Consider the following 20993-nt stretch of genomic DNA (forward strand, 5'->3'; position numbering starts at 1 on the left):
ATGGAGATCCTTCTGGCCAGCGCGGTCGGCATCCTGACCGCCTGCGGCATCTACCTGATCCTGCGGCAACGCACATTTCCGGTCATCATCGGATTGTCGTTGCTGTCCTATGCGGTGAACCTGTTTCTGTTCGCCACCGGGCGGCTGGCGCTGAACCAGCCGCCGATCCTGAACAAATACGCCGACGTTCCCTATACCGATCCGCTGCCGCAGGCGCTGGTTCTGACCGCGATCGTGATCTCGTTCGGGATGACGGCCGTGGTGGTGATGATCGCGCTCAGCTCGTACCTGTCGGCGCGTGACGACGGCATCAACATGACCGACAAGGGCGGAGAGGACGCATGAACCACTGGATCATTGCCCCCATCGTCCTGCCGGCGGTGGTGGCCCCCTTCATTATCATGGTGATGCGGTTTCACCGCGACCTGCAACGGGTGTTCTCGGTTGCCTCGGTGGTGGCGCTGAACATCATCGCACTAGTGCTGCTGAGCAGTGCCATGGACGGCACGATTTCCGTTTACGAGCTGGGCAACTGGCCCGCGCCCTTTGGCATCATTCTGGTGCTGGACCGGCTGTCGGCGATGATGGTGATGCTGACCACGGTTCTGGCGTTGGCGGTGGTGCTTTATGCGATCGGTTCTGGCTGGGACACGCGCGGGCGCCATTTCCATGCCCTGTTCCAGTTCCAGCTGATGGGGGTGCTGGGCGCGTTCCTGACCGGCGATGCCTTCAACCTTTTTGTCTTTTTCGAAGTCCTGCTGATCGCCTCTTACGGGTTGATGATCCATGGCGGCGGCACCACCCGGCTTAGGGCGGGTGTGCAATATGTGGTCTATAACCTGTTGGGCTCCAGCCTGTTCCTGATCGCGCTTGGCACGCTCTATTCGGTGACCGGCACGCTGAACATGGCCGATCTGGCGGTGCGGGTGGCCGAATTGCCGGTCGAGGATACCGCGCTGCTGCGCGTCGGCGCGGTGCTGCTGTTGCTGGTCTTTGCCATCAAGGCCGCCGTGCTGCCGCTGCATTTCTGGCTACCAGCCTCCTATGCCAATGCTCCGATGCCAGTGGCGGCGCTGTTCGCCATCATGAGCAAGGTCGGCGCCTATGCCATCCTGCGCATGTACACGCTGGTGTTCGGCCCCGGGGTTGCGATCACCGACGGGCTGGTGGGCACCTGGCTACTGCCGGCCGCGTTGCTGACGCTTGCCGCCGGATCTTTCGGCATCCTCGGGTCGCGCAACCTGGCGCGGCTGGTGGCCTTTGGCGCGATCACCTCGATGGGCACGCTGCTGATTGCCATTTCGCTGTTCACGCCACAGGCCACGGCGGCGGCGCTGTATTATGCCATCCACTCCACCTTCACGGCGGCGCTGCTGTTCCTCATCGCGGATCTGGTGCTGGAGCGGCGCGGCGGCGCGCTGGTGCCGACGCCCCCGATGGCGCAAAGCGGGCTGATCGCGACACTGTTCTTCGTCGGCGCCATCGCGATGGCCGGAATGCCACCGCTGTCAGGGTTCGTCGGCAAGCTGCTGGTGATGGATGCCGCCCGCGCCAGTTCGCAGGTCTGGGCCATCTGGGCGGTGATCCTGACCACCTCGCTGATCACCATTCTGGGCTTGTCGCGCGCCGGAAGCATCCTGTTCTGGAAACCCCATGACGCCAGCATGGCACCGTTCCCCCGCCCCGAGGACGAGGAGGACGCCGCCGACAAGGATCCCTTGCTGGCCCCTGAACCGGTGCCGGGTCTGGCCTTTGTGCCGGTCTTTGCCCTGATCGCGGCGCTGGTGGCGCTGACGGTTCTGGCCGGCCCGGTGATGCGCTATACCGAGGCAACCGCCGCGCAGCTTTTTGCCCCGTCGGATTATATTGAAACCGTTCTGCAAAGGCCCGGATCATGAGGCTGCTTTCCCGGATCTTCCCGCACCCGTATCTGACCGGCCTGCTCACCGTGGTCTGGCTGTTGCTGGTCAACAGCTATTCGCTGAACTCGCTGCTGTTTGGTTTCCTGCTGGGCATCGTGATCCCCTTTCTCACCCGCCCGTACTGGACCGACCGGCCCGAGTTGCATCATCCGCTGAAGATCGTGGAATACTTTGCGATCGTGATCTGGGACATCATCGTCGCCAATGTCATCGTGGCCGGGATCGTCCTCTTCAAACGCAACGCTGATCGCCACCCGGCTTGGGTCTGCATCCCGATGGAACTGCGCAGCCCCGAGGCGATCACCGTGCTGGCCGGCACCATCACCCTGACCCCGGGCACGGTCAGCGCCGATCTGTCGGCCGAGGGGCATTTCCTGTTGGTCCATTGCCTTGACGCGCCCGACCCCGATGCGGTGCGGGACGAGATCAAGGACCGCTACGAGCGTCGCCTGATGGAGATTTTCGAATGATCACCTATGCCACCTATTTCGCCACCGCGTGCTTCGGCCTCGGCTTCCTGATGAACCTGTGGAAGATCGCCACCGCCGAGGGGGTGGGCGACCGGGTGCTGGCGCTGGATACCATGGTGATCAACGCCATCGCGCTGATGATCCTGTATGGGCTGTCGCGCAGCACCGAGATCTTTTTCGAGGCGGCGATGATCATCGCCATGCTGGGATTTGTCTCTACCGTGGCCTACGCGCGCTTTATGCTGCGCGGCAACATCATCGAATAAGGAGGGGGGTATCATGGACCAAGTGCTGGAAATCCTGATCGCGGTCTTCCTTGTCATCGGCGGCGTTTTCGGGCTGGTCGGCTCGTTCGGGCTGATCAAGCTGAACGATGCGATGTCGCGGCTGCATGCCCCGACCAAGGCGACCACGCTGGGGGTCGGCGGTGTTCTGATCGCCTCGATGCTGCATGCCTATGCCCATGAGGGGCACCTGTCCTGGCACGAGCTTTTGATCACCCTGTTCCTGTTTCTGACCGCTCCGATCACGGCGAATTTCATTGCCAAGGCGCATATCCACCGGCATGAGACTCCCGACAGCCTGCCGGTGGCTGGGGAGGACCTGAAATGGGCCACCCATGATATCGCGCCCGAAAAGCAAAAAAGCGACAGCGCGCCCACCGACCGCAGCTGATCCAGCGCCAAGAGGATCCCCGCCGTGCACCAGCCCCCGCACCCCCTGACCCGCGATCTTGTCCTGGTGGGCGGTGGGCATACCCATGCGCTGGTGCTGCGCAAATGGGGCATGGCCCCGCTGCCCGGCGCGCGGCTGACAGTGATCAACCCCGGCCCCACAGCGCCCTATTCGGGGATGCTGCCCGGGTTCGTGGCTGGCCACTATGACCGCGACGCGCTGGATATCGATCTGGTGAAACTGGCGCGCTTTGCCGGGGCGCGGGTGGTGCTTGGGGCCTGCACCGGGCTGGACCCCGAGGCGAAGCTGATCCATGTGCCCAGTCGCCCGCCGATTGCCTATGACGTCTGTTCGGTCAATGTCGGCATCACCTCTGACATGCCCACCCTGCCCGGCTTTGCCGAGCATGGCATCCCGGCCAAGCCGCTTGGCCCCTTCGCGGCGCGCTGGCAAAGCTACCTTGCGGGCGATGGCCCGGCGCGCGCCGCCGTGATCGGCGGCGGCGTGGCGGGGGCCGAGTTGATCCTGGCCATGGCGCATACGCTGCAGGCCCGCGGACGACCCGGAGAGCTGAGCCTGATCGACAGCAGCCGCGCGCTTTCGGCCTTGGGCGAAGGCGCCGCACGGCGGATGCGCGCCGCGATCAAACGGCTTGGCATCACGCTGCGCGAGGGCGTCGAGGTCACCGCGCTTACCGCGCAGGGGATTGAGCTGGCCGATGGCAGCACCATCGCCTCTGACTTCACCACCGGGGCGGCGGGCGCGCGCGCCTATCCGTGGATCGCACAGACCGGGCTGGCGCTGAGCGATGGGTTCATCACCGTCGACGCGCATCTGCGCAGCAGCGATCCCGCGGTCTTTGCCGCCGGCGATTGCGCCCATCTGTCGTTTGATCCGCGCCCCAAGGCCGGGGTCTATGCGGTGCGCGAGGCACCGGTGCTGTTCGACAACCTGCGCGCCACGCTCGAGGGCAAACCGCCCCGGCACCGCTATCGGCCGCAAAAGGATTACCTGAAGCTGATCTCGCTCGGCGGCAAATCGGCGCTTGGCGAACGCTTCGGCCTGCCGTTTTCCGGGCCGCTGATCTGGCGCTGGAAAGACCGGATCGACCAGAAATTCATGGACAAGTTCCGCGCCCTGCCCGCGATGCAGCAGCCCGCGCCGCCGCGCATCCGCGCTGCCGGGCTTGACGAGTTGCCGGGCGACAAACCGATGTGCGGCGGCTGCGGCGCCAAACTGGGGCGCGGGGCGCTGCGTGCGGCCCTGTCCGCCCTGCCCAAAGGCACCCGCAAGGATGTTACCGCGCTGCCCGGAGACGACGCCGCGCTGTTGACCTTGGGCGGCGTGCAGCAGGTGTTGAGCACCGATCATCTGCGCGCGGTCACCCTTGACCCGGTGCTGATGGCCCGGATCGCGGCGGTTCACGCGCTGGGGGATATCTGGGCGATGGGGGCTGCCCCGCAAGCCGCGACGGCCACATTGATCCTGCCGCGCATGACGCCCGCACTTCAGGCCCGCACCATGTCCGAAATCATGGCCGCCGGCAGCGCGGTGCTGCACGACGCGGGCGCCGAGATCGCCGGCGGCCACAGCTCCATGGGGGATGATCTGACCATCGGCTTCACCCTCACCGGCCTGCTGGAACGCGATCCGATCACGCTGTCCGGGGCCCAACCGGGCGATGCGGTGATCTTGACCAAGCCGATCGGCTCCGGCGTGCTGATGGCGGCCGAGATGCTGGGGGCGGCGCGCGGCGACTGGATCGATTCGGCCTATGCGCTGATGACACAGGCCCAGGGCGATGCCGCGCGGCTGCTGGCGGGCGCGCATGCGATGACGGACGTGACCGGTTTCGGGCTGGCGGGCCACCTGCTGAACATCTGCGAGGCCTCCGGCGTGGCGGCAACGCTGAGCCTTGACGCGGTGCCGCTGATGCCCGGCGCGTTGGAGCTGTCACTGGCCGGGCACCGCTCGACCCTGTTCCCGGACAACAAGGCGCTGGCCCCCGAACTGCCTTCCAACCCGCGCACCGATTTGCTGTTCGATCCGCAGACCGCCGGCGGGTTGCTCGCCGCCGTCGCGCCAGATCAGGCCGGACCGCTGGTCGCGCAGCTGCGCGCCGCCGGCTATGGCGCCGCGCGGATCGCAGAGATCACCCCCGGCCCCCCGCACCTGAGCCTGAGCTGACGTCCGGCGACCTATCCTTCCTTGCGCCCAGCCCGTCTCCGCGCGCTTCTTCTTGTTGAAAATACTCCGGGGGAGCGCGCAAAGCGCGCGGGGGCAGAGCCCCCCATCCCCGCCTGCCTCATGTGCGGGTGGCCGCGTCCCAGACCGCAAGCGTCCGCTCGATCTCCGACGCGGCCGCCTCCAGCCCCTCACCGTCCAGACTCTCCGCCACCACCCGGGCCAAAACCTCGGCCCCGATCGTCTTGCGCGATTTGGCATAGGCAAGGTCATAGTGATCGACCATCAGCCCCCGGGTCAGCCCCGCCTTGTCGCCCTCTGCGATCCTCTCGAACCAGCCATCCACCACCGCGTGGCCGCGATGGGCGCGCAACAGATCAAGCTTGGCGTAGAGCCGCTCGGAATCCGACAGGATATCTTCATAGGCCCGCACCAGGTAGGCGGTGCGCGCCTCCAGCGGGGCCTCGACCTCGATCCGGGGCGCCGCTTTCATCGCCGCCCAAATCGCGGGCGGCACCATCCGTTCCCCCACCTTGCTCGATTCCGCCTCGACCAGCACCGGACGCGCCGGGTCAAACCGGCTGAGCGCACAGACAAGTGCCGTCTCAAACGCCTTCTGGCTAGGCTGTGGCTCGGCCATCTCGCCCAGAAGCGAACCGCGATGCGCCGCCAGCCCTTCAAGATCCAGCACCTGCACCCCGCGTCGGTCAAGGATATGCAGCAGATCGGTTTTGGCGGTGCCGGTATAGCCATCCAACAGCACCAACCGGTGCGGCAGGCGGCCCTCGTAGAGCACGCGATAGACCAGCCGCCGATAGGTCTGGTAGCCGCCCTTGATGCTGTCGGCGCGCCAGCCAATCTGGCTGAGCATCCAGGCGAAGGATCCCGACCGCTGACCGCCGCGCCAGCAATAGACCAACGGCCGCCAACCGCCCGTCTTGTCTTGCAGCACCGTTTCGATATGGCGCGCGGCATTGTGAAACACCAGCGCCGCGCCGATCTTGCGGGCGCGAAACGGGCTCTCCTGCTTGTAGATGGTCCCGACCCGCGCCCGTTCCTCGTTGTCGAGCACAGGCAAGTTGATCGCGCCGGGCAGGTGATCTTCGGCGTATTCGGCCGGGCTGCGCACGTCGATCACGGTATCAAACCCGTGATCGAGCAGTTCAGCCAATGTTTGAAATTCCTTGGGCATAAGACCCTCTACCGCGCCACGCGGGCAAGGAAAAGCGCGGCGATGGGGGATTGAGAAAATCGCGTCCGATCCGCGAGATGCAGACTTGAAATACACCCGTACAGAAGTCATCATTGTCCCGGCCCACACAACCGGAGGCAATATGGATATCCAGTCAACTCCGGGGCACCTGATCCGACGGCTCAACCAGATTTCCGTGGCCCTTTTCATGGACCGGATGGCACAGGCCGGACTGAACCTGACCCCGGTGCAATATGCCGCGCTCAGCGCGATCCGGGACCATCCCAGCATCGACCAAGCCACGGTGGCCGGGCTGGTGGCCTATGACCGCGCCACGCTGGGCAAGGTCATCGACCGGCTGGATTCGCGCGGGCTGGTGCGACGGACAACCTCGCGCAGTGACCGGCGCGCCAAGGACCTTACGCTGACCGCCGAGGGCGCCGCGCTGTTGCGGCAGGTGCGCCCGCATGTGAATGCGCTGCAACCCGATATCCTGGCCGGGCTCGACCCGGACGAGGCAGAGCTTTTCCTCAAGCTGTTGAAAAAGGCCACGCTGGCGGGCAATGGCAACAGCCGCGCGCCGATGAAAACCCCCGCCGCCCGCCCCACGCGTCCGCGGGACTAGTCGCGCTCCGGCAGATCCAACGGCGCGATCAGATCTGCCCCCGTTGCCCGATTGGAATTCACCGCCGTCCCGACCCGGTGGAACGCAAGCACCTGTTCCCCGGCGGGTCGCATCAACCGGGCCGCCCCGCGCCCGGCCTCGCCCAGCCAAAGCGGCCAATCGGCGGCCTCAAGCACTAGGGGCATACGGTGGTGGATCCCCGACAGCGCCACGTTGGCCTTGGTGGTGACAATGGCGCAACTGGGCTGCGGATCGGGCGCGCCCCAATCCTGCCAGACCGCGCCAAAGGCCAGCGGTGCACCGTCGCACCGGGTCATGTACCAAGGCAGGCGCTGCCCCTCGTCGGTTTTGGTCCACTCAAAGAACCCGCTCGCGACCACGATGCAGCGCCGGTCGCGACAGGCGGCGCGAAAGGCAGGTTTCTCGGCCAGGGTCTCGGCGCGGGCGTTGATCAGCAGCGGCCCGTCTGAGGGGGTCTTGTACCACTGCGGCAGGAACCCCCAGCGCATCGCCAGCAAGCGACGACCGCTATCCCCCGCCCGCACCACATGCACCGGGGTCGTCGGACAGACGTTGAAGTTGGGAACCGCTGGCAGATCGTTCGCGGGCTGCGCCGCAAAAATCCGCGCCATCGCTTCACCGGGCAGGGTCACCGCGAGCCGTCCACACATATCATCCCCCTCTGCTCAGATCGCAAACCGTGGTGGTGCCGAGTTGCGCCATGTCCGCTCTGTTTGCACAAACTGGATTGCACCTGTCAGCAACCGATTTATGTACCTGTTTCATGACACAAAACGCCCCATTCACGACAGCCCAGACCCAGCTTATGCGCGCAGAGTACAAGGCGGCGCTGAAAACCGTCAAACCCGCCATGGCCCGGTACCCCAAAGATCCGCGCTTTGCCAATCTGGCGGGGCTGGCGATGTGCGGTCTTGGACAGCAACGCGCGGCGATCGCGATGTTCCAAAAGGCGATCCGGCTCGACCCGAAATTTGTCGATGCGCAACGCAACATGGCACAGACCCTGATCCTGCTCGACATGCCGGAAAAGGCGTTGAAGCTGCTTGAGCGTATGGTCACGAACACCCCCGGGGACGAAGGGGCGCACTATCTTCAGGCGCAGGCGCTGGCCAATTTGGGCCAGACCGAAGCCGCCGAAGCCGCCGCCACACGTGCCATCGACCTGGCGCCGCGCCAGCCGCGCACCTTCAACCTGCGCGGCGTGCTGCGCACGACGCTGGGCCTGACCGATCTGGCGCTGGAGGATTTCGAGGCCGCGCTTGCGCTTGATCCCAACAATGTCGACACGCTGGTCAATATCAGCCTGCCGCTGGCACGTCAGACCCGCTACGACGCGGCGCAGGATGCCGCCCGTCGCGCGGTGCGATTGGCCCCGGCCCACATCGGCGCGCGCATGCGTCTGGCCGCAAGCTATGTCGAAACCGGCGACCCGGCCGCCGCGCTGGACGAATATCGCCAGATCCTGACGTTGGAGCCGCAGAATTCCGAGGCGATCGAACAGTTGGCGACGCTGCAAAGCCGCGAGGAGAACGCCGCGCTCTCCAAAGCCGCGCGCGCGGCGTTGAAACATGTGGGGACCCGCCATCAAGACCGCGCCAGCCTGAATTTCGCGCTCGCCCGGATCGCCCAGCAGGCGGGCGATACCGGGACCGAGGCGCGCTATCTGAACGATGCCAACCGCGATATGGCCCGCGTGCTGCCCTATGACGCGATCCGCGACAGCGCGCTGAACCGCGCGATCATGGATCGTTTTGCCGCCCCACCCGCGGAGACCGGAGCAAAGCAGCCGATCCGGCCGATTTATGTGCTGGGGCTGCCACGCTCGGGCACAACGCTGGCCGAAACGATGCTGGGCGCGCATCCCGATGTGCAGGCCTTGGGCGAACAAATCACGGCCGGGCGACTGCTGTATCCGCTGATCGAGGCGGGTACCCCCTTTGGCGCGGATGAAATCGCGGTCTATCTGGACAAGGAACAGCGGATGCGCCCTGCCCTGCCCGAGGGGATCGCCGCCTACACCGACAAGATGCCCGAGAACTACCGGCTGATCGGATTTCTGAAGACCGTACATCCCGAGGCGCGTTTCGTACATTTGCGCCGCGATCCGCGCGATGTGGCGCTGTCGATGTGGCGCGGGCATTTCTCGGGCCGCGCGCTGAACTACACTTATGACCTGCGCGCGATGGCGCATCGCTTCAACCTCTACGCCGAGATCATGGCGTTCTGGCACCGGCTGCTGCCGGGGCAGATCCTTGATCTGTCCTATGAAGACATGACCGCCGATCCCGAGGCCGCCAGCCGCACGCTGGCCAGCTATTGCGGATTGGACTGGGCGGCGCAAATGGCACGGCCCGAGCAGACCGAAGCCGCGGTCCTGACCCTCAGCGCCGGGCAAGTACGCCAGCCGGTGCACCGCAAGTCGGTCGGTCGGTGGCGTGAGCACGAAGCGGCACTGGCCCCGTTCATCGCGGGCCTCGACCCGGCGCTCTGGCCGGGGCTGGAGAGGTAAGCCCAGCCTCGACCCGAACATCAACCGGGGCGCGCTCTGCCCCCCGGCCCCCCATCACGTTTTACTTCCGCGTGATCCGCCCATCGGTATAGGGCTGATAGGGCGCGTGCGCGGCAAGATATTCGGCCGTCACATCCGCCAGATCCGGGCCAAAGTCATAGGCGTTCTTGTCATCGCCTGAGAACATCTTGTAGCCATCGCCGCCATTGCGGACATAGTTGTTGGTCACCGCCAGATAGGTCGCGCCCGGATCAAGCGGCACAGGGCCATCATCGCTGGAAAGCCTCACGTCGGAAATCCGCGCCCCCACCGGCGCGGCGGGATCCCATGTAAAACTCATGCCCGCCACCTGCGGAAAGCGACCGGCCACCTCTTCAACCTGGCTGACGCCATTCTCCAGCGCGTCGATCAGACCTTGGCCCGTGATCTCGAAGGTCGACAACGTGTTCTGGAACGGCAGCACTGTCAGCACCTCGCCCATCGTCACCTCGCCCGCGTCAATGCCCGCCCTGAGCCCGCCGGAATTGGCGATGGCAATGCGCGCGCCCTGGGCGGCGACCCGGTCCAGCATCGCATCGGCGACCAGATTGCCCATCGCGCATTCCTGAACCCGACACACCGCTCCGCTGCCCTCGACGGCTTCGAGGGTCTCGGCCACCACCTGTTGCCGGATCTGCTCCAGCGGTTGGGCCAGCTCAGCAATGCGCGCGACGGTGGCGCCGTCCTCACTCACGCCCGCATCCATGATCAAAGGCTCGCCACGCGCCTCGATCAATGTGCCGGCATCGTCAAAGGTCACGTTCAACTCGCCCAGAAACTTGCCATAGGCATAGGCCGATACGATCGCCACGCCGTTGACCATGGTCGGATAGGGGCCGACCGCCCGGTCCGAGACATTGCTGAGATAGGTGTTGGTATGCCCGCCCACGATCACATCGACGCCGGTGGTCTCGGCGGCGACGCGCTGATCGACGCGATACCCGGAATGGCTAAGCACGATGATCTTGTTGACGCCCTGCGCAATCAGCCGGTCAACCTCGCCCTGTACGGCGGGCACCGGATCGCTGAACTGCACATTGGCCCCGGGGCTGGCCAATTCATCGGTATTCTCGGGCGTCAGCCCGATCAGCCCCAGCTTTTCGCCGCCGCGCTCGATCACCGTGGATTTCAACAGCTTGCCCGCCAGATGCGCCTCGCCAGAGTAATCCGCATTCGACATCAGCACCGGAAAGCCGACCGTATCCATGAACCCGCGCAGCACCTCTGGCCCGTCGTCGAATTCGTGGTTGCCCACGGTCATCGCGTCATAGCCCAGCTTGGTCATCATCTCGGCCGCGACCTTGCCCTTGTAATAGGTATAGAACAGCGTGCCCTGAAACTGGTCGCCACCATCGACAAGGATCGAATTGTTTGAACGTGCCCGCGCCTCGGCCACGGCCGAGACCAGCCGGGCAGAGCCGCCAAAGCATTTGCCCGCGGTATTATCCTCGGCCGAGCAGCCGCTGTCGTATTTGCTGATCGGCTCGAACCGGGCGTGAAAATCGTTGGTATGCAAAATGGTCAGTTGATAATCGGCCGCCGCCGCGCCCGCGCTGAGGGCCAGCGCCGCGAGCGGAGTGATAAAGCGCATTGTCATGGCAAAATCTCCCTGGTGAAAATTCAGGGCAATGCTGCTCTGCCGCGGCGTTCGTGTCAAAGATTCGCCCACCCCTGCGCGGCGGATCACGCTTGATTCCACCGCCCCGTCGGGGCATCACCGCGAGCATGCTGATTTACAAGATATTCCGCGCCGACGAATGGGCCAGCCTGCAACAGGCGGGCGAGACCGAGGGCGCGCCGATCGACAAGGCCGATGGCTTTGTCCATTTCTCGACCGCCGGACAGGCCGCCGAGACCGCCGCCAAACATTTCGCCGGGGCCGAGGGGCTGATGCTGCTGGCCTGCGACAGTGCCGCGCTGGGGGACGCCCTGAAATGGGAGGTCTCGCGCGGCGGTGCGAAATTCCCGCATCTGTATCGCACGTTGCGGCTAACAGATGTGCTTTGGGCCAAGCCACTGCTGCTAAAGGACGGCGCGCATCGTTTTCCGGAGGGGATGGCGTGACGCTGGTGGAAAAGGCCGGGCTGGCGCTGTTGCACCGGGTCGACCCCGAGATCGCGCATGGGCTGTCGATCAAGGCGCTGAAGATGGGTCTGGTGCCCGCCCCCGGCCCCCTCACCTCGCCGCGCCTGCGCACAAACCTTGCGGGAATCGCACTACCCAACCCGGTTGGTCTGGCGGCGGGCTATGACAAAAACGCCGAAGTGCTGTCCGCGTTGTCCCGCTGCGGCTTCGGGTTTATCGAGGTTGGCGCGGCCACCCCGCGCCCACAGCCCGGCAACCCGAAACCGCGCCTGTTCCGCCTGACCGGGGACCGCGCCGCGATCAACCGCTTCGGCTTCAACAACGACGGCATGGAGGTGATCGCTGCGCGGCTGGCAACGCGCCCGAAAGACGCGGTGATCGGCCTCAATCTGGGCGCCAACAAGGACAGCGACGACCGCGCCGGCGATTTCGCCCGGGTGCTGGCCCATTGCGGCGCACATCTGGATTTTGCGACCGTCAATGTCTCCTCTCCCAATACCGAGAAGCTGCGCGATCTGCAGGGCAAGGCGGCGCTCTCGGCGCTGCTGGCGGGGGTGATGGCGGCACGCGATGCGCTGGCGCGCCCGATCCCGGTGTTTCTCAAGATCGCGCCGGATCTAAGCGAGGCCGAGCTGGCCGATATCGCCGATGTGGCGCGCGCCAGCCGCGTGGACGCCATCATCGCCACCAATACCACGCTGTCGCGCGACGGGCTGAGCAGCGCGCAACGGGACGAGGCCGGCGGGCTTTCTGGTGCGCCGCTGTTTGAAAAATCCACCCGCGTGTTGGCGCGCCTCAGCGCCCTGACCGAGGGGCAGATCCCGCTGATCGGGGTCGGCGGCATTTCTTCACCCGAGCAGGCCTATGCCAAGATCCGCGCCGGGGCCAGCGCCGTGCAGCTTTATACCGCGCTGGTCTATCAGGGCATGAGCCTGGTGCGCGAGATCACCGCCGGGCTCGACGCCTTGCTGGCGCGGGACGGGTTCGCAAACGTCGCCGAGGCCGTCGGCAGCAGCCGAGAGGAGTGGCTATGATCGAATACTGGCACAACCCGCGCTGTTCGAAATCGCGTCAGGCTCTGGCGCTGCTGCAAGAGCGCGGCGCCGAGATTCAGGTCCGGCGCTATCTTGAGGACGCCCCCAGCGCCGCAGAGCTCGCCGCCGCCCGCGCTGCGCTTGGCATGCCGCCGGTGATCGAGATGATGCGCCCCGGCGAGGCGCTGTTCAAGGACCTCGGCTTGTCCAAAAGTGATGACGACGCCCGGCTGATGGCCGCGATGGCGGATCATCCGATCCTGATCGAACGGCCGCTGGCGATCTCGGGCAACCGCGCCGTCATCGGCCGCCCGCCGGAAAAGGTGTTGCAGCTGCTCTGACCCCGATTGACGCGCAGACGTCAGGCAGAGCCGCGCGCGCCACGTCCTTCCGTGGCAGCTTCTTCTTGTTTCAAATACTCATTTCTTCTTGTTGCAAATACTCAACCTGCAAACCCCACCGCCTCGACGCCGCGGTAAGATCCGGGGCTCCTACCCGGATGCCCGCGCCTCCAACGCCGGATAGCGCAGCCCAAGCGTGACCGCGCGCGCGACGAATGAAATCAACAGCGCCAGCCATAGCCCGTGATTGCCCAACGTCGGCACCAGCAGGGCCAGTGCCGCGGCATAGATGGCAAAGCTGACCGCCATCATGTTGCGCATGTCCCGCGACGCGGTGGCACCGATGAAGATCCCGTCCAGCATGAAGGCCGCCACACCGGCCAGTGGGGCCGCGACCGCATAGGCCAGAAAACCGCGCGCCTGCACCCGGACCTCGGGCGCGGTGGTCATCAGGTCAATGATCGCACCGCCCGCGGTGGCAAAGACCAGGGACAGCACCAGCACGCTGCCCAGCCCCCAGCCGCCAGTCATCAGCGCCGCGCGGCGAATCCGGTCGCGCGCGCGCGCGCCCATCGCCTGCCCCACCAGCGTCTCGGCGGTAAAGGCGAACCCATCAAGCGCAAAGGCGGAAAAGGTCAGGAACTGCATCAGCACCTGATTGGCCGCCAGCGTCACGTCGCCAAAGCTTGAGCCGATGAACAGAAAGCTGACGAACATCGCCTGCAACAGCAAGGACCGGATCAGGATATCCCCGTTCACCGCCATCATGTGCTTGAGCCGGGCCGGTTCGAACACCAGCGCCGGATCGCGCCAGCCGGGCCGGGCAAAGGCGGCGCGGCAGAACCACAGCCCCAGCGCCAGCCCCGACCATTCGGCGAGAAAGGTGGCGATGGCCACGCCCTGCACGCCCCAGTCCAGCCCAAGCACGAACCACAGGTCGAGCACGATGTTCAGCCCGTTCATCCAAAGCTGCAACAGCAGCACCGCGCGGGTCCGTTCCTGCGCGATCAGCCAGCCGGTGATGCCATAGATCGCGATGGCCGCCGGGGCCGACCAGATCCGCACCCGCATATAGCCGGTGCTCAGCGCCTCGACCTCGGCCGTGGCGGGGGCCGCGCGCAGCGCCGCCCAGAACAGCGGCACCTGCAACACGATCAGCGCCGCGCCGCCCGCCACACCGATCAGCAGCGCCCGGGTCAGCAGGGCCGAGACCTCGCCCCGATCCCCCGCGCCCAGCGCCTGACTGGTCAGACCCACGGTCCCCATGCGCAGAAATCCGAAGATCCAATAAACCGCTGAGAGGATGATCGCCCCCAGACCCACCGCCCCGATCGGGCCGGGCAGACCCAGTTGGCCAACCACACCGGTATCGACCGCGCCCAGCACCGGCACGGTGATATTCGACAATACGATGGGGATCGCGATACGCAGCACCCGGGTGTGGGTGATCTCCCCCAGCGGCACGGGGGTGGTCTGCGTCACGCGGTCTCGTCCGTCGGCGGTGGTGGCGCCATCAGGAAATGGCCCGTCGCCTGGGCATACAGCTTGTCATGATGGTCCTGCCAGGCCGCCACCTGAACCGAGGCATAGCGGCGCCCCGAGCGGTTGATCGTCGCCCGTGCATAGGCGTCGCGCGGCAAGCCCGAGCGCAGGTAATCGACCGTGAAATCAATCGTCTTCGGCATCCGCGGCAATCTGCCTGCGGCCATGTCCTGCGGATCCAGCGCGCCGCTTTCGATCTGCGGCCAGACCTGCGCCCAGCCCAGCGCAATGATCGCCGTCACCTCCAGAAAGGCCGCCGTGGCGCCGCCGTGCAGCGCGGGCAGAAACGGGTTGCCGATCAGCTTGTCGTCGTAATTCAGAACGGCGGTCAGCTCATCGCCGCGGCGATCGAACTCGATGCCGAGAAAGCGGATATAGGGCACCGCGTCGACCAGCGCCTTGAGCGCCGAGTCGCGGCGCTGTTTGACCACCTGGATCGGTTCCGGACGGGGACGGGCCATCAGCGTTTCTCCACGGTAAAGGTGCCGGTTGCGGTGGCAACGGGGCGGTCGGCATCATCGTCCACTGCGGTGGCACGGACAAAGGCGACGCTGCGGGTGATATGATAGCAGGTGGCGGTGGTGGTGATGCGCTGCCCCGGAGTGGCCGCGCGCATATAGTCGATGCGCAGGTCGATGGTGGCGGTACCGCCGGGGGCGGACGGGTGGCTCATCACCGCCGCACCACAGCAGGTATCCATCATCGCCGAGACCGCGCCGCCATGGATCACCCCGGTTTCGGGATCGCCCACAAGGCGCTTGTCATAGGGCATGCTGATTACCGCACGCCCGTCATCAATCTCGCTCAGCTCCATGCCCAGCGCGCTGGCATGCGGGACCGCTTCGATGAATTGTCGCGCTATTTTGACCTTGTCGATCACGGGGAATGCTCCTGTCTCGGCTTTGGGTCTATATCATCCGCCCCATGCGCCAAGTGCAAGCCCCGGGGGCATTGCGCTTGCCGCGACGTCGCCATAAGTTGCGCCGCGTGGGAGAAAGATGAATGTCTGATGATCGGTTGTCGTTCAAGGAAATGTGCACTGAGTTCGATGTGACTCCGCGCACCTTGAGGTATTACGAGTATATCGAGCTTTTGACGCCCGAGCGCGAGGGACGGTCCCGTTACTATGGCCCGCGCGAGCGGGCCCGCATGACCTTGATCATGCGCGGCCGCAAGTTCGGCTTTCAGCTTGAAGAAATTCGCCAGTGGCTGCTGATCTATGAAAACGAGGGCACGCAGGCGCAGCTTGCCGCCTTTATCGAGATGGCCGATCGCCAGACCAAGGCCCTGCAGGAGCAGCAGGTCCAGACCGAAGAGGCGCTGAGCGAGTTGGCGCAGCTGCGCAAAGACATCCTGCGCAGCTTGGCCTGAGCCACAGCACCGGGCCAGCCCCCGGGCCGCAGCAAGCGCCCATTTCCAGAATTTCATGAACGAATTCAGTGTGAAAGCGCTGGATCCGTCGGCATGGCCTTCCCCGTTTCCGGATCGGCGCCGTGATCTCACGTCACGACGAAAGTGACGCAACGTATGGGTTACGTAAACGTCAACATCTTGTTGTATGCTGGCCCATGACCGCACAGATCTCAGGCAGAGAGACCAGCCAGACAGAGAAACCTGCGCGCCCCCGACGTCGAGAGACCGAAGATGACAAAAAAGCTGATGACGATCCGCGAGATGTGCGATGCCTATGACGTGACCCCGCGCACGCTGCGGTTTTACGAATCAAAAGAGCTGCTGTTCCCCGAACGTCAGGGTCAGAAGCGGCTGTTCACCAAACGTGACCGCGCCCGGCTGAAGCTGATCCTGCGCGGCAAACGCTTTGGCTTCAGCCTCGAAGAGATCCGCCAGTTGCTTGATCTGTATTATGTCGGCGACCAGCAGTTGACCCAGTTGTCGCGCACCTATGACATCGCACGCGACCGACTGAGCGACATGGAGAACCAGCGCGCCGAACTGGACCACGCGATCACCGACCTGCAAGCGCAGCTTAAATGGGGCGAGCGCGTGATTGCTTCGATGACCGAAACCCGCAAGGCGGCCGAATAGACCCGCCCGACCTGATACACCCCATACCGACCATACCGAAATTCTGAGGGAGGCCCGACATGCCCAGCTATACCGCACCCACCAAGGATATGCAGTTCATCCTGCACGATGTGCTCGCCGTGACCAAGAGCGACATTCCCGGCTATCAGGATCTGGAAGCCGATTTCACCAACGCCATTCTGGAAGAGGCTGGCAAGATCAGCTCCGGGGTGCTGCACCCGCTGAACATGGTCGGAGACACCGAGGGCTGTCGGCATGAAAACGGTGTGGTCTATACCCCCACCGGGTTCAAGGCGGCGTTCGAGCAGGTCAAGGCGGGCGGCTGGCCCGGGCTTGATATGCCCGAAGAGTTCGGCGGCCAGAACATGCCCTATGTGATCGGCACCGCCGTGGGCGAGATGTTCTCGGCTGCCAACCAGGCCTTTACCATGTATCAGGGCCTGACCCATGGCGCCGCCAGCGCCATCCTCGCTCATGGCTCGGACGCGCAAAAAGCCACCTATCTGCCGAAAATGGTGTCCTGTGAATGGACCGGCACCATGAACCTGACCGAACCCCATTGCGGCACCGATCTGGGGCTGATGCGCACCAAGGCCGAACCGCAGGGTGACGGCAGCTATCGCGTCACCGGGCAGAAGATCTTCATCTCGGCTGGCGATCACGACATGGCCGAGAACATCATCCATCTGGTGCTGGCCAAGATCCCCGGCGGCCCCGACGGGATCAAAGGTGTCTCGCTGTTCATCGTACCGAAAGTTCAGGTCAACGAGGATGGCAGCCTTGGCGAGCGCAACGCCGTCTCGGTCGGCAAGATCGAGGAAAAGATGGGGATCCACGGCAACTCCACCTGCGTGATGAACTATGACGGCGCGGTGGGCTACCTGCTCGGGCAGGAACACAAGGGCATGCGCGCCATGTTCACCATGATGAACGAGGCCCGGATCGGCGTCGGCATGCAGGGGCTGGCCCAGGCCGAGGCCGCCTATCAGAACGCGGTGATCTATGCCAAGGACCGCCTCCAGGGCCGCGACGTCACCGGCGTCAAGAACCCGGACGGGCCGGCCGATCCGCTGATCGTGCATCCCGACATCCGCCGCAGCCTGATGGATCAGAAAAGCTTTGCCGAGGGCGCCCGCGCCTTTATCCTTTGGGGTGCGATGCTGATCGATCAGGCCCATCGCGGCGGCGATGCGGCGGCCGATGGGCTGGTGTCGCTGATGACCCCGGTGATCAAGGGTTTTCTCACCGATCAGGGCTATGACATGACCGTGCAGGCGCAACAGGTCTATGGCGGCCATGGCTATATCGAGGAATGGGGCATGTCGCAGTATACCCGCGACGCCCGCATCGCGATGATCTACGAGGGCGCCAACGGGGTGCAGGCGCTGGATCTGGTCGGCCGCAAGCTGGCGCAGGACGGCGGCAAGCACGTGATGGCCTTCTTCGACATGGTGAAAAGCTTCTGCAAGGACAACAGCGGCAGCGATGCGGAGTATGACCGCGACTTTATCGAGCCGCTGAAAAATGCCTCCAAGGATCTGCAGGCGGCGGGGATGTATTTCATGCAGAACGGCATGAAGAACCCCAACAACGCGCTCTCGGGGTCTTATGACTTCATGCATATGTTCGGCCATGTCTGCCTTGGCCTGATGTGGGCGCGGATGGCCAAGGCGGCCAATGCCGCGCTGGCGGACGGGGGCGCGGATGCTGCCTTTTATGAGACCAAACTGATGACGGGGCGCTATTATATGGCGCGCCGCCTGCCCGCCACCGCCCTGCACCTGAGCCGCATCGAGAGCGGCGCAGATACGGTGATGGGGCTCGACGCCGCGCAGTTCTGAACCTTTCGGGGGTCCGGGCCAGTGCCCGGACCCCGTTGCGACCGGAGGAGACCCGATGCCCAAACGATTCCGCCTGACCCGACGCTTTCCCGCCGCCATGACCGAAGACGGCTACCGGCGGCTTAAAACCTTTGCCGCCGAGGCCGGGCTCGACGAGGGCGAAGCGCTGTCGTTCCTGTTCGAGAATTTCGACGCCGTTATTGATGACGAGCGTCTGGGGCACCGGCTGCGCCAGTTCAATTCCGAGTTGGACGCACGAAAACGGTGAGGGCGCGACGGGGGAGGATCATAATGTTGCAGCGAAGCACCCGGGCATTGAGCTTGGAAGCCTCCGGCGGGAGTATTTTGAACAAGAAGAAGCGACCCGGAGCACCCCGCCATCCGGCACCCATCCTGCTGGGGCGCGACAGGGCGGGACGGCGGGGCTTCTCCTTGTGCGGTCATCGGCTCTCCAGCCTGTACCGCGGGGGCAGGATGCGCCGATCTTCGTTAAGCCCTCGTTACCGGGGGGCGGTGCCTTCTGCTTCTTCTTGTTGCAAATACTCAATTCCGACAGCAGCCAATCGCGCCTGGGGAGGGCCTGAAAGATGACCATCAAACTTTATTGTTTCGGCGAAAGCGGAAATTCCTACAAGGCGGCGCTGGCGTTGCAGTTCAGCGGGCTGGCGTGGGAGCCGGTCTATGTCGATTTCTTCAACGGCGAGACCCGCGCGCCGGAGTATCGCAATAACATCAACGCCTTGGGCGAAGCTCCGGTGATGGTGGACGGTGAGTTTCACCTCAGCCAGTCGGGCGTGATTCAGCAATATGTCACCGACAAATCCGGCAAGTTCGGCGGCGCGAGTGACGCCGAGCGCTATGAGGTTCTGCGCTGGGTTCTGTGGGACAATCACAAGCTCAGTTCGCAGGCGGGCATGACCCGGTTCCTGATGAATTTCCTGCCCGAGGACAAGCGCCCGGCCGAGGTGATCGGGTTCAACCTGGGCCGTCTCAAGGCCGCCTATCATGTGCTGAACGCCCATCTTGAGGGCCGCGACTGGATCGTTGGCGATGGTATCACCAACGCCGATCTGAGCTGTTGCGGCTATCTGTATTATCCCGAGCCCTTTGGGTTCGAGCGGGCCGAGTGGCCCCATATCGACGCCTGGCTGACGCGGCTTTCCGAGCAGCCCGGCTGGAAACACCCCTATGATCTGATGCCCGGCAACCCGTCGGACCGCGCATAAGGAGACGACCCATGACAGATGCTTATATTTATGACGCGTTGCGCACCCCGCGCGGCAAGGGCCGCAAGGACGGCGCCCTGCACGAGGTAACCTCGTTGCGGCTGTCCGCGCTGACGCTGAACGCGCTCAAGGAGCGCAACAATCTCGACGGCCACGCGGTCGAGGATGTGATCTGGGGCAATGTCACCCAGGTGATGGAACAGGGCGGCTGCCTGGCACGCTCCGCCGTTCTGGCCTCGGATCTTGATGAATCGATCCCCGGGCTGGCGATCAACCGGTTCTGCGCCAGCGGAATGGAGGCGGTGAACCTTGCCGCAAACCAGATCAAGGGCGGCGCTGGCGCTGCCTATATCGCCGGTGGTGTGGAAATGATGGGCCGTGTCGCCATGGGCAGCGACGGCGCCGCCATCGCGGTGGACCCGACGCTGGCGATGGACAGCTATTTTGTGCCGCAGGGGATTTCGGCGGACATCATCGCCACCGAATATGGCTTTAGCCGCGCGGATGTGGATGCACTGGCGGTGGAAAGCCAGCGCCGCGCCAAGGTCGCCTGGGACGAGGACCGCTTTGCCAAGTCGGTGATCACGGTACGCGACCAGAACGGGTTGGCTATTCTGGATCGGGACGAATACATGCGCCCGGAAACCAGCATGCAGACGCTCGGCGCGCTCAATCCCTCGTTCCAGATGATGGGCGAGCAGATGCCGGGCTTCGACAAGATCGCGCTGCTGAAATACCCGCATATGGAAAAGATCAACCACGTGCACCACGCGGGCAATTCCAGCGGCATCGTCGACGGCTCTGCCGCCGTGCTGATCGGCAACAAGGAATTCGGCGAGAAATACGGGCTCAAGCCCCGCGCCCGGATCAAGGCCACCGCCAAGATCGGCACCGATCCCACCATCATGCTGACCGGCCCGGTGCCGGTGACCGAGAAGATCCTCAAGGACAACGGCATGGAGATCGGCGACATCGACCTGTTCGAGGTCAACGAAGCCTTTGCCGCCGTCGTGCTGCGCTTCATGCAGGCGTTTGACGTGGACGCCTCCAAGGTCAATGTCGGCGGCGGTGCCATCGCGTTCGGCCACCCGCTGGGCGCCACCGGCGCGATGATCATCGGCACCGTGCTGGATGAATTGGAGCGTCAGGACAAGCAGGTGGGTCTTGCCACCCTTTGTATCGCGTCGGGCATGGGCGCGGCCACCATCATCGAGCGCGTGTAAGCGACGGAACGGGAGACT

The 20993-nt window shown here is 64.7% G+C and carries 23 protein-coding genes; 17 read left to right on the forward strand and 6 right to left on the reverse strand.

All coding sequences use genetic code 11. The features are described from left to right. Genes E1B25_RS01970 through selD form a run of 6 tightly spaced genes read left to right on the forward strand, consistent with a single transcriptional unit; the run spans position 1 to position 5254 of the window. Positions 1-345 (forward strand): Na+/H+ antiporter subunit C, encoded by a 345-nt coding sequence (locus E1B25_RS01970; protein ID WP_132826991.1) that lies wholly within the window; start codon positions 1-3, stop codon positions 343-345. Then, a complete protein-coding gene (locus tag E1B25_RS01975) occupies positions 342-1898 on the forward strand; it encodes a monovalent cation/H+ antiporter subunit D (protein WP_132826992.1) in 1557 nt (518 codons plus the stop codon). The genes E1B25_RS01970 and E1B25_RS01975 overlap by 4 nt, the downstream gene beginning before the upstream one ends. Next, the gene (locus E1B25_RS01980) at positions 1895-2392 is read left to right on the forward strand and encodes a Na+/H+ antiporter subunit E (RefSeq protein WP_132826993.1); all 498 of its coding nucleotides are present in this window, start codon (positions 1895-1897) and stop codon (positions 2390-2392) included. The genes E1B25_RS01975 and E1B25_RS01980 overlap by 4 nt, the downstream gene beginning before the upstream one ends. Continuing rightward, on the forward strand, positions 2389-2658 hold the full coding sequence (locus tag E1B25_RS01985; RefSeq protein WP_132826994.1) for a K+/H+ antiporter subunit F: 270 nt from the start codon (positions 2389-2391) through the stop codon (positions 2656-2658). The genes E1B25_RS01980 and E1B25_RS01985 overlap by 4 nt, the downstream gene beginning before the upstream one ends. 13 nt (positions 2659-2671) lie before the next feature. Further along, entirely contained in the window at positions 2672-3067 is a 396-nt protein-coding gene (locus E1B25_RS01990; protein WP_132826995.1) for a Na+/H+ antiporter subunit G, read from the forward strand. Between the two features lie 24 nt (positions 3068-3091). Continuing rightward, on the forward strand, positions 3092-5254 hold the full coding sequence (gene selD / locus E1B25_RS01995; RefSeq protein WP_132826996.1) for a selenide, water dikinase SelD: 2163 nt from the start codon (positions 3092-3094) through the stop codon (positions 5252-5254). Between the two features lie 118 nt (positions 5255-5372). Here selD and mnmH read toward each other — a convergent pair whose 3' ends face one another. Further along, on the reverse strand, positions 5373-6443 hold the full coding sequence (mnmH, locus tag E1B25_RS02000) for a tRNA 2-selenouridine(34) synthase MnmH (protein ID WP_132826997.1): 1071 nt from the start codon (positions 6441-6443) through the stop codon (positions 5373-5375). 142 nt (positions 6444-6585) lie between these two features. Here mnmH and E1B25_RS02005 point away from each other — a divergent pair, with 142 nt between their 5' ends. Continuing rightward, the gene (locus E1B25_RS02005; RefSeq protein ID WP_132826998.1) at positions 6586-7068 is read left to right on the forward strand and encodes a MarR family winged helix-turn-helix transcriptional regulator; all 483 of its coding nucleotides are present in this window, start codon (positions 6586-6588) and stop codon (positions 7066-7068) included. On the opposite strand, the gene E1B25_RS02010 is transcribed toward E1B25_RS02005, so the two are convergent. Then, on the reverse strand, positions 7065-7739 hold the full coding sequence (locus E1B25_RS02010) for an SOS response-associated peptidase (protein ID WP_132826999.1): 675 nt from the start codon (positions 7737-7739) through the stop codon (positions 7065-7067). The genes E1B25_RS02005 and E1B25_RS02010 overlap by 4 nt on opposite strands. A 113-nt stretch (positions 7740-7852) precedes the next feature. Between E1B25_RS02010 and E1B25_RS02015 the strand changes: the two genes are divergently transcribed. Next, complete coding sequence (locus E1B25_RS02015) at positions 7853-9598, forward strand: tetratricopeptide repeat-containing sulfotransferase family protein (RefSeq protein ID WP_165937531.1); 1746 nt, start codon at positions 7853-7855, stop codon at positions 9596-9598. 61 nt (positions 9599-9659) lie between these two features. Here the strand turns inward: E1B25_RS02015 and E1B25_RS02020 are convergent, their stop codons facing one another. Next, entirely contained in the window at positions 9660-11234 is a 1575-nt protein-coding gene (locus E1B25_RS02020) for a bifunctional metallophosphatase/5'-nucleotidase (protein ID WP_132827001.1), read from the reverse strand. 128 nt (positions 11235-11362) lie between these two features. Here E1B25_RS02020 and E1B25_RS02025 point away from each other — a divergent pair, with 128 nt between their 5' ends. Genes E1B25_RS02025 through arsC form a run of 3 tightly spaced genes read left to right on the forward strand, consistent with a single transcriptional unit; the run spans position 11363 to position 13097 of the window. Next, complete coding sequence (locus E1B25_RS02025) at positions 11363-11701, forward strand: DUF952 domain-containing protein (protein ID WP_132827002.1); 339 nt, start codon at positions 11363-11365, stop codon at positions 11699-11701. After that, positions 11698-12756 carry a quinone-dependent dihydroorotate dehydrogenase gene (locus tag E1B25_RS02030; RefSeq protein ID WP_132827003.1) on the forward strand — a complete coding sequence of 353 codons (1059 nt, stop codon included), beginning with the start codon at positions 11698-11700 and terminating at the stop codon, positions 12754-12756. Before E1B25_RS02025 ends, E1B25_RS02030 begins: the two co-directional genes overlap by 4 nt. Continuing rightward, positions 12753-13097: an arsenate reductase (glutaredoxin) gene (gene arsC / locus E1B25_RS02035; RefSeq protein ID WP_132827004.1), complete on the forward strand. Its 345-nt coding sequence runs from the start codon at positions 12753-12755 to the stop codon at positions 13095-13097. The genes E1B25_RS02030 and arsC overlap by 4 nt, the downstream gene beginning before the upstream one ends. Positions 13098-13247: 150 nt before the next feature. Here the strand turns inward: arsC and E1B25_RS02040 are convergent, their stop codons facing one another. From E1B25_RS02040 to E1B25_RS02050, 3 genes are read right to left on the reverse strand one after another with little or no spacing between them, the layout of a single operon-like run. After that, positions 13248-14579 (reverse strand): MATE family efflux transporter, encoded by a 1332-nt coding sequence (locus E1B25_RS02040; RefSeq protein ID WP_132827005.1) that lies wholly within the window; start codon positions 14577-14579, stop codon positions 13248-13250. Continuing rightward, positions 14576-15100 (reverse strand): PaaI family thioesterase, encoded by a 525-nt coding sequence (locus tag E1B25_RS02045; RefSeq protein WP_132827006.1) that lies wholly within the window; start codon positions 15098-15100, stop codon positions 14576-14578. Before E1B25_RS02045 ends, E1B25_RS02040 begins: the two co-directional genes overlap by 4 nt. Beyond that, entirely contained in the window at positions 15100-15519 is a 420-nt protein-coding gene (locus tag E1B25_RS02050; protein WP_132827007.1) for a PaaI family thioesterase, read from the reverse strand. Before E1B25_RS02050 ends, E1B25_RS02045 begins: the two co-directional genes overlap by 1 nt. A 122-nt stretch (positions 15520-15641) precedes the next feature. Between E1B25_RS02050 and E1B25_RS02055 the strand changes: the two genes are divergently transcribed. The 6 genes from E1B25_RS02055 (at position 15642) to E1B25_RS02080 (ending at position 20975) form a co-directional block, all read left to right on the forward strand. Continuing rightward, entirely contained in the window at positions 15642-16010 is a 369-nt protein-coding gene (locus E1B25_RS02055) for a MerR family transcriptional regulator (protein ID WP_132827008.1), read from the forward strand. 273 nt (positions 16011-16283) lie between these two features. Next, positions 16284-16685 carry a MerR family transcriptional regulator gene (locus tag E1B25_RS02060; RefSeq protein WP_132827009.1) on the forward strand — a complete coding sequence of 134 codons (402 nt, stop codon included), beginning with the start codon at positions 16284-16286 and terminating at the stop codon, positions 16683-16685. Between the two features lie 59 nt (positions 16686-16744). Then, on the forward strand, positions 16745-18526 hold the full coding sequence (locus tag E1B25_RS02065) for an acyl-CoA dehydrogenase C-terminal domain-containing protein (protein ID WP_132827010.1): 1782 nt from the start codon (positions 16745-16747) through the stop codon (positions 18524-18526). Between the two features lie 55 nt (positions 18527-18581). After that, positions 18582-18794 (forward strand): hypothetical protein, encoded by a 213-nt coding sequence (locus E1B25_RS02070; protein WP_132827011.1) that lies wholly within the window; start codon positions 18582-18584, stop codon positions 18792-18794. 319 nt (positions 18795-19113) lie between these two features. Further along, entirely contained in the window at positions 19114-19752 is a 639-nt protein-coding gene (locus E1B25_RS02075; RefSeq protein WP_132827012.1) for a glutathione S-transferase family protein, read from the forward strand. A gap of 11 nt (positions 19753-19763) precedes the next feature. After that, positions 19764-20975 (forward strand): acetyl-CoA C-acetyltransferase, encoded by a 1212-nt coding sequence (locus E1B25_RS02080; RefSeq protein WP_132827013.1) that lies wholly within the window; start codon positions 19764-19766, stop codon positions 20973-20975. The last annotated feature ends 18 nt before the right edge of the window (positions 20976-20993 follow it).

Origin of the sequence: Antarcticimicrobium sediminis (assembly GCF_004348975.1) — a bacterium.
Lineage (GTDB): Bacteria > Pseudomonadota > Alphaproteobacteria > Rhodobacterales > Rhodobacteraceae > Antarcticimicrobium > Antarcticimicrobium sediminis.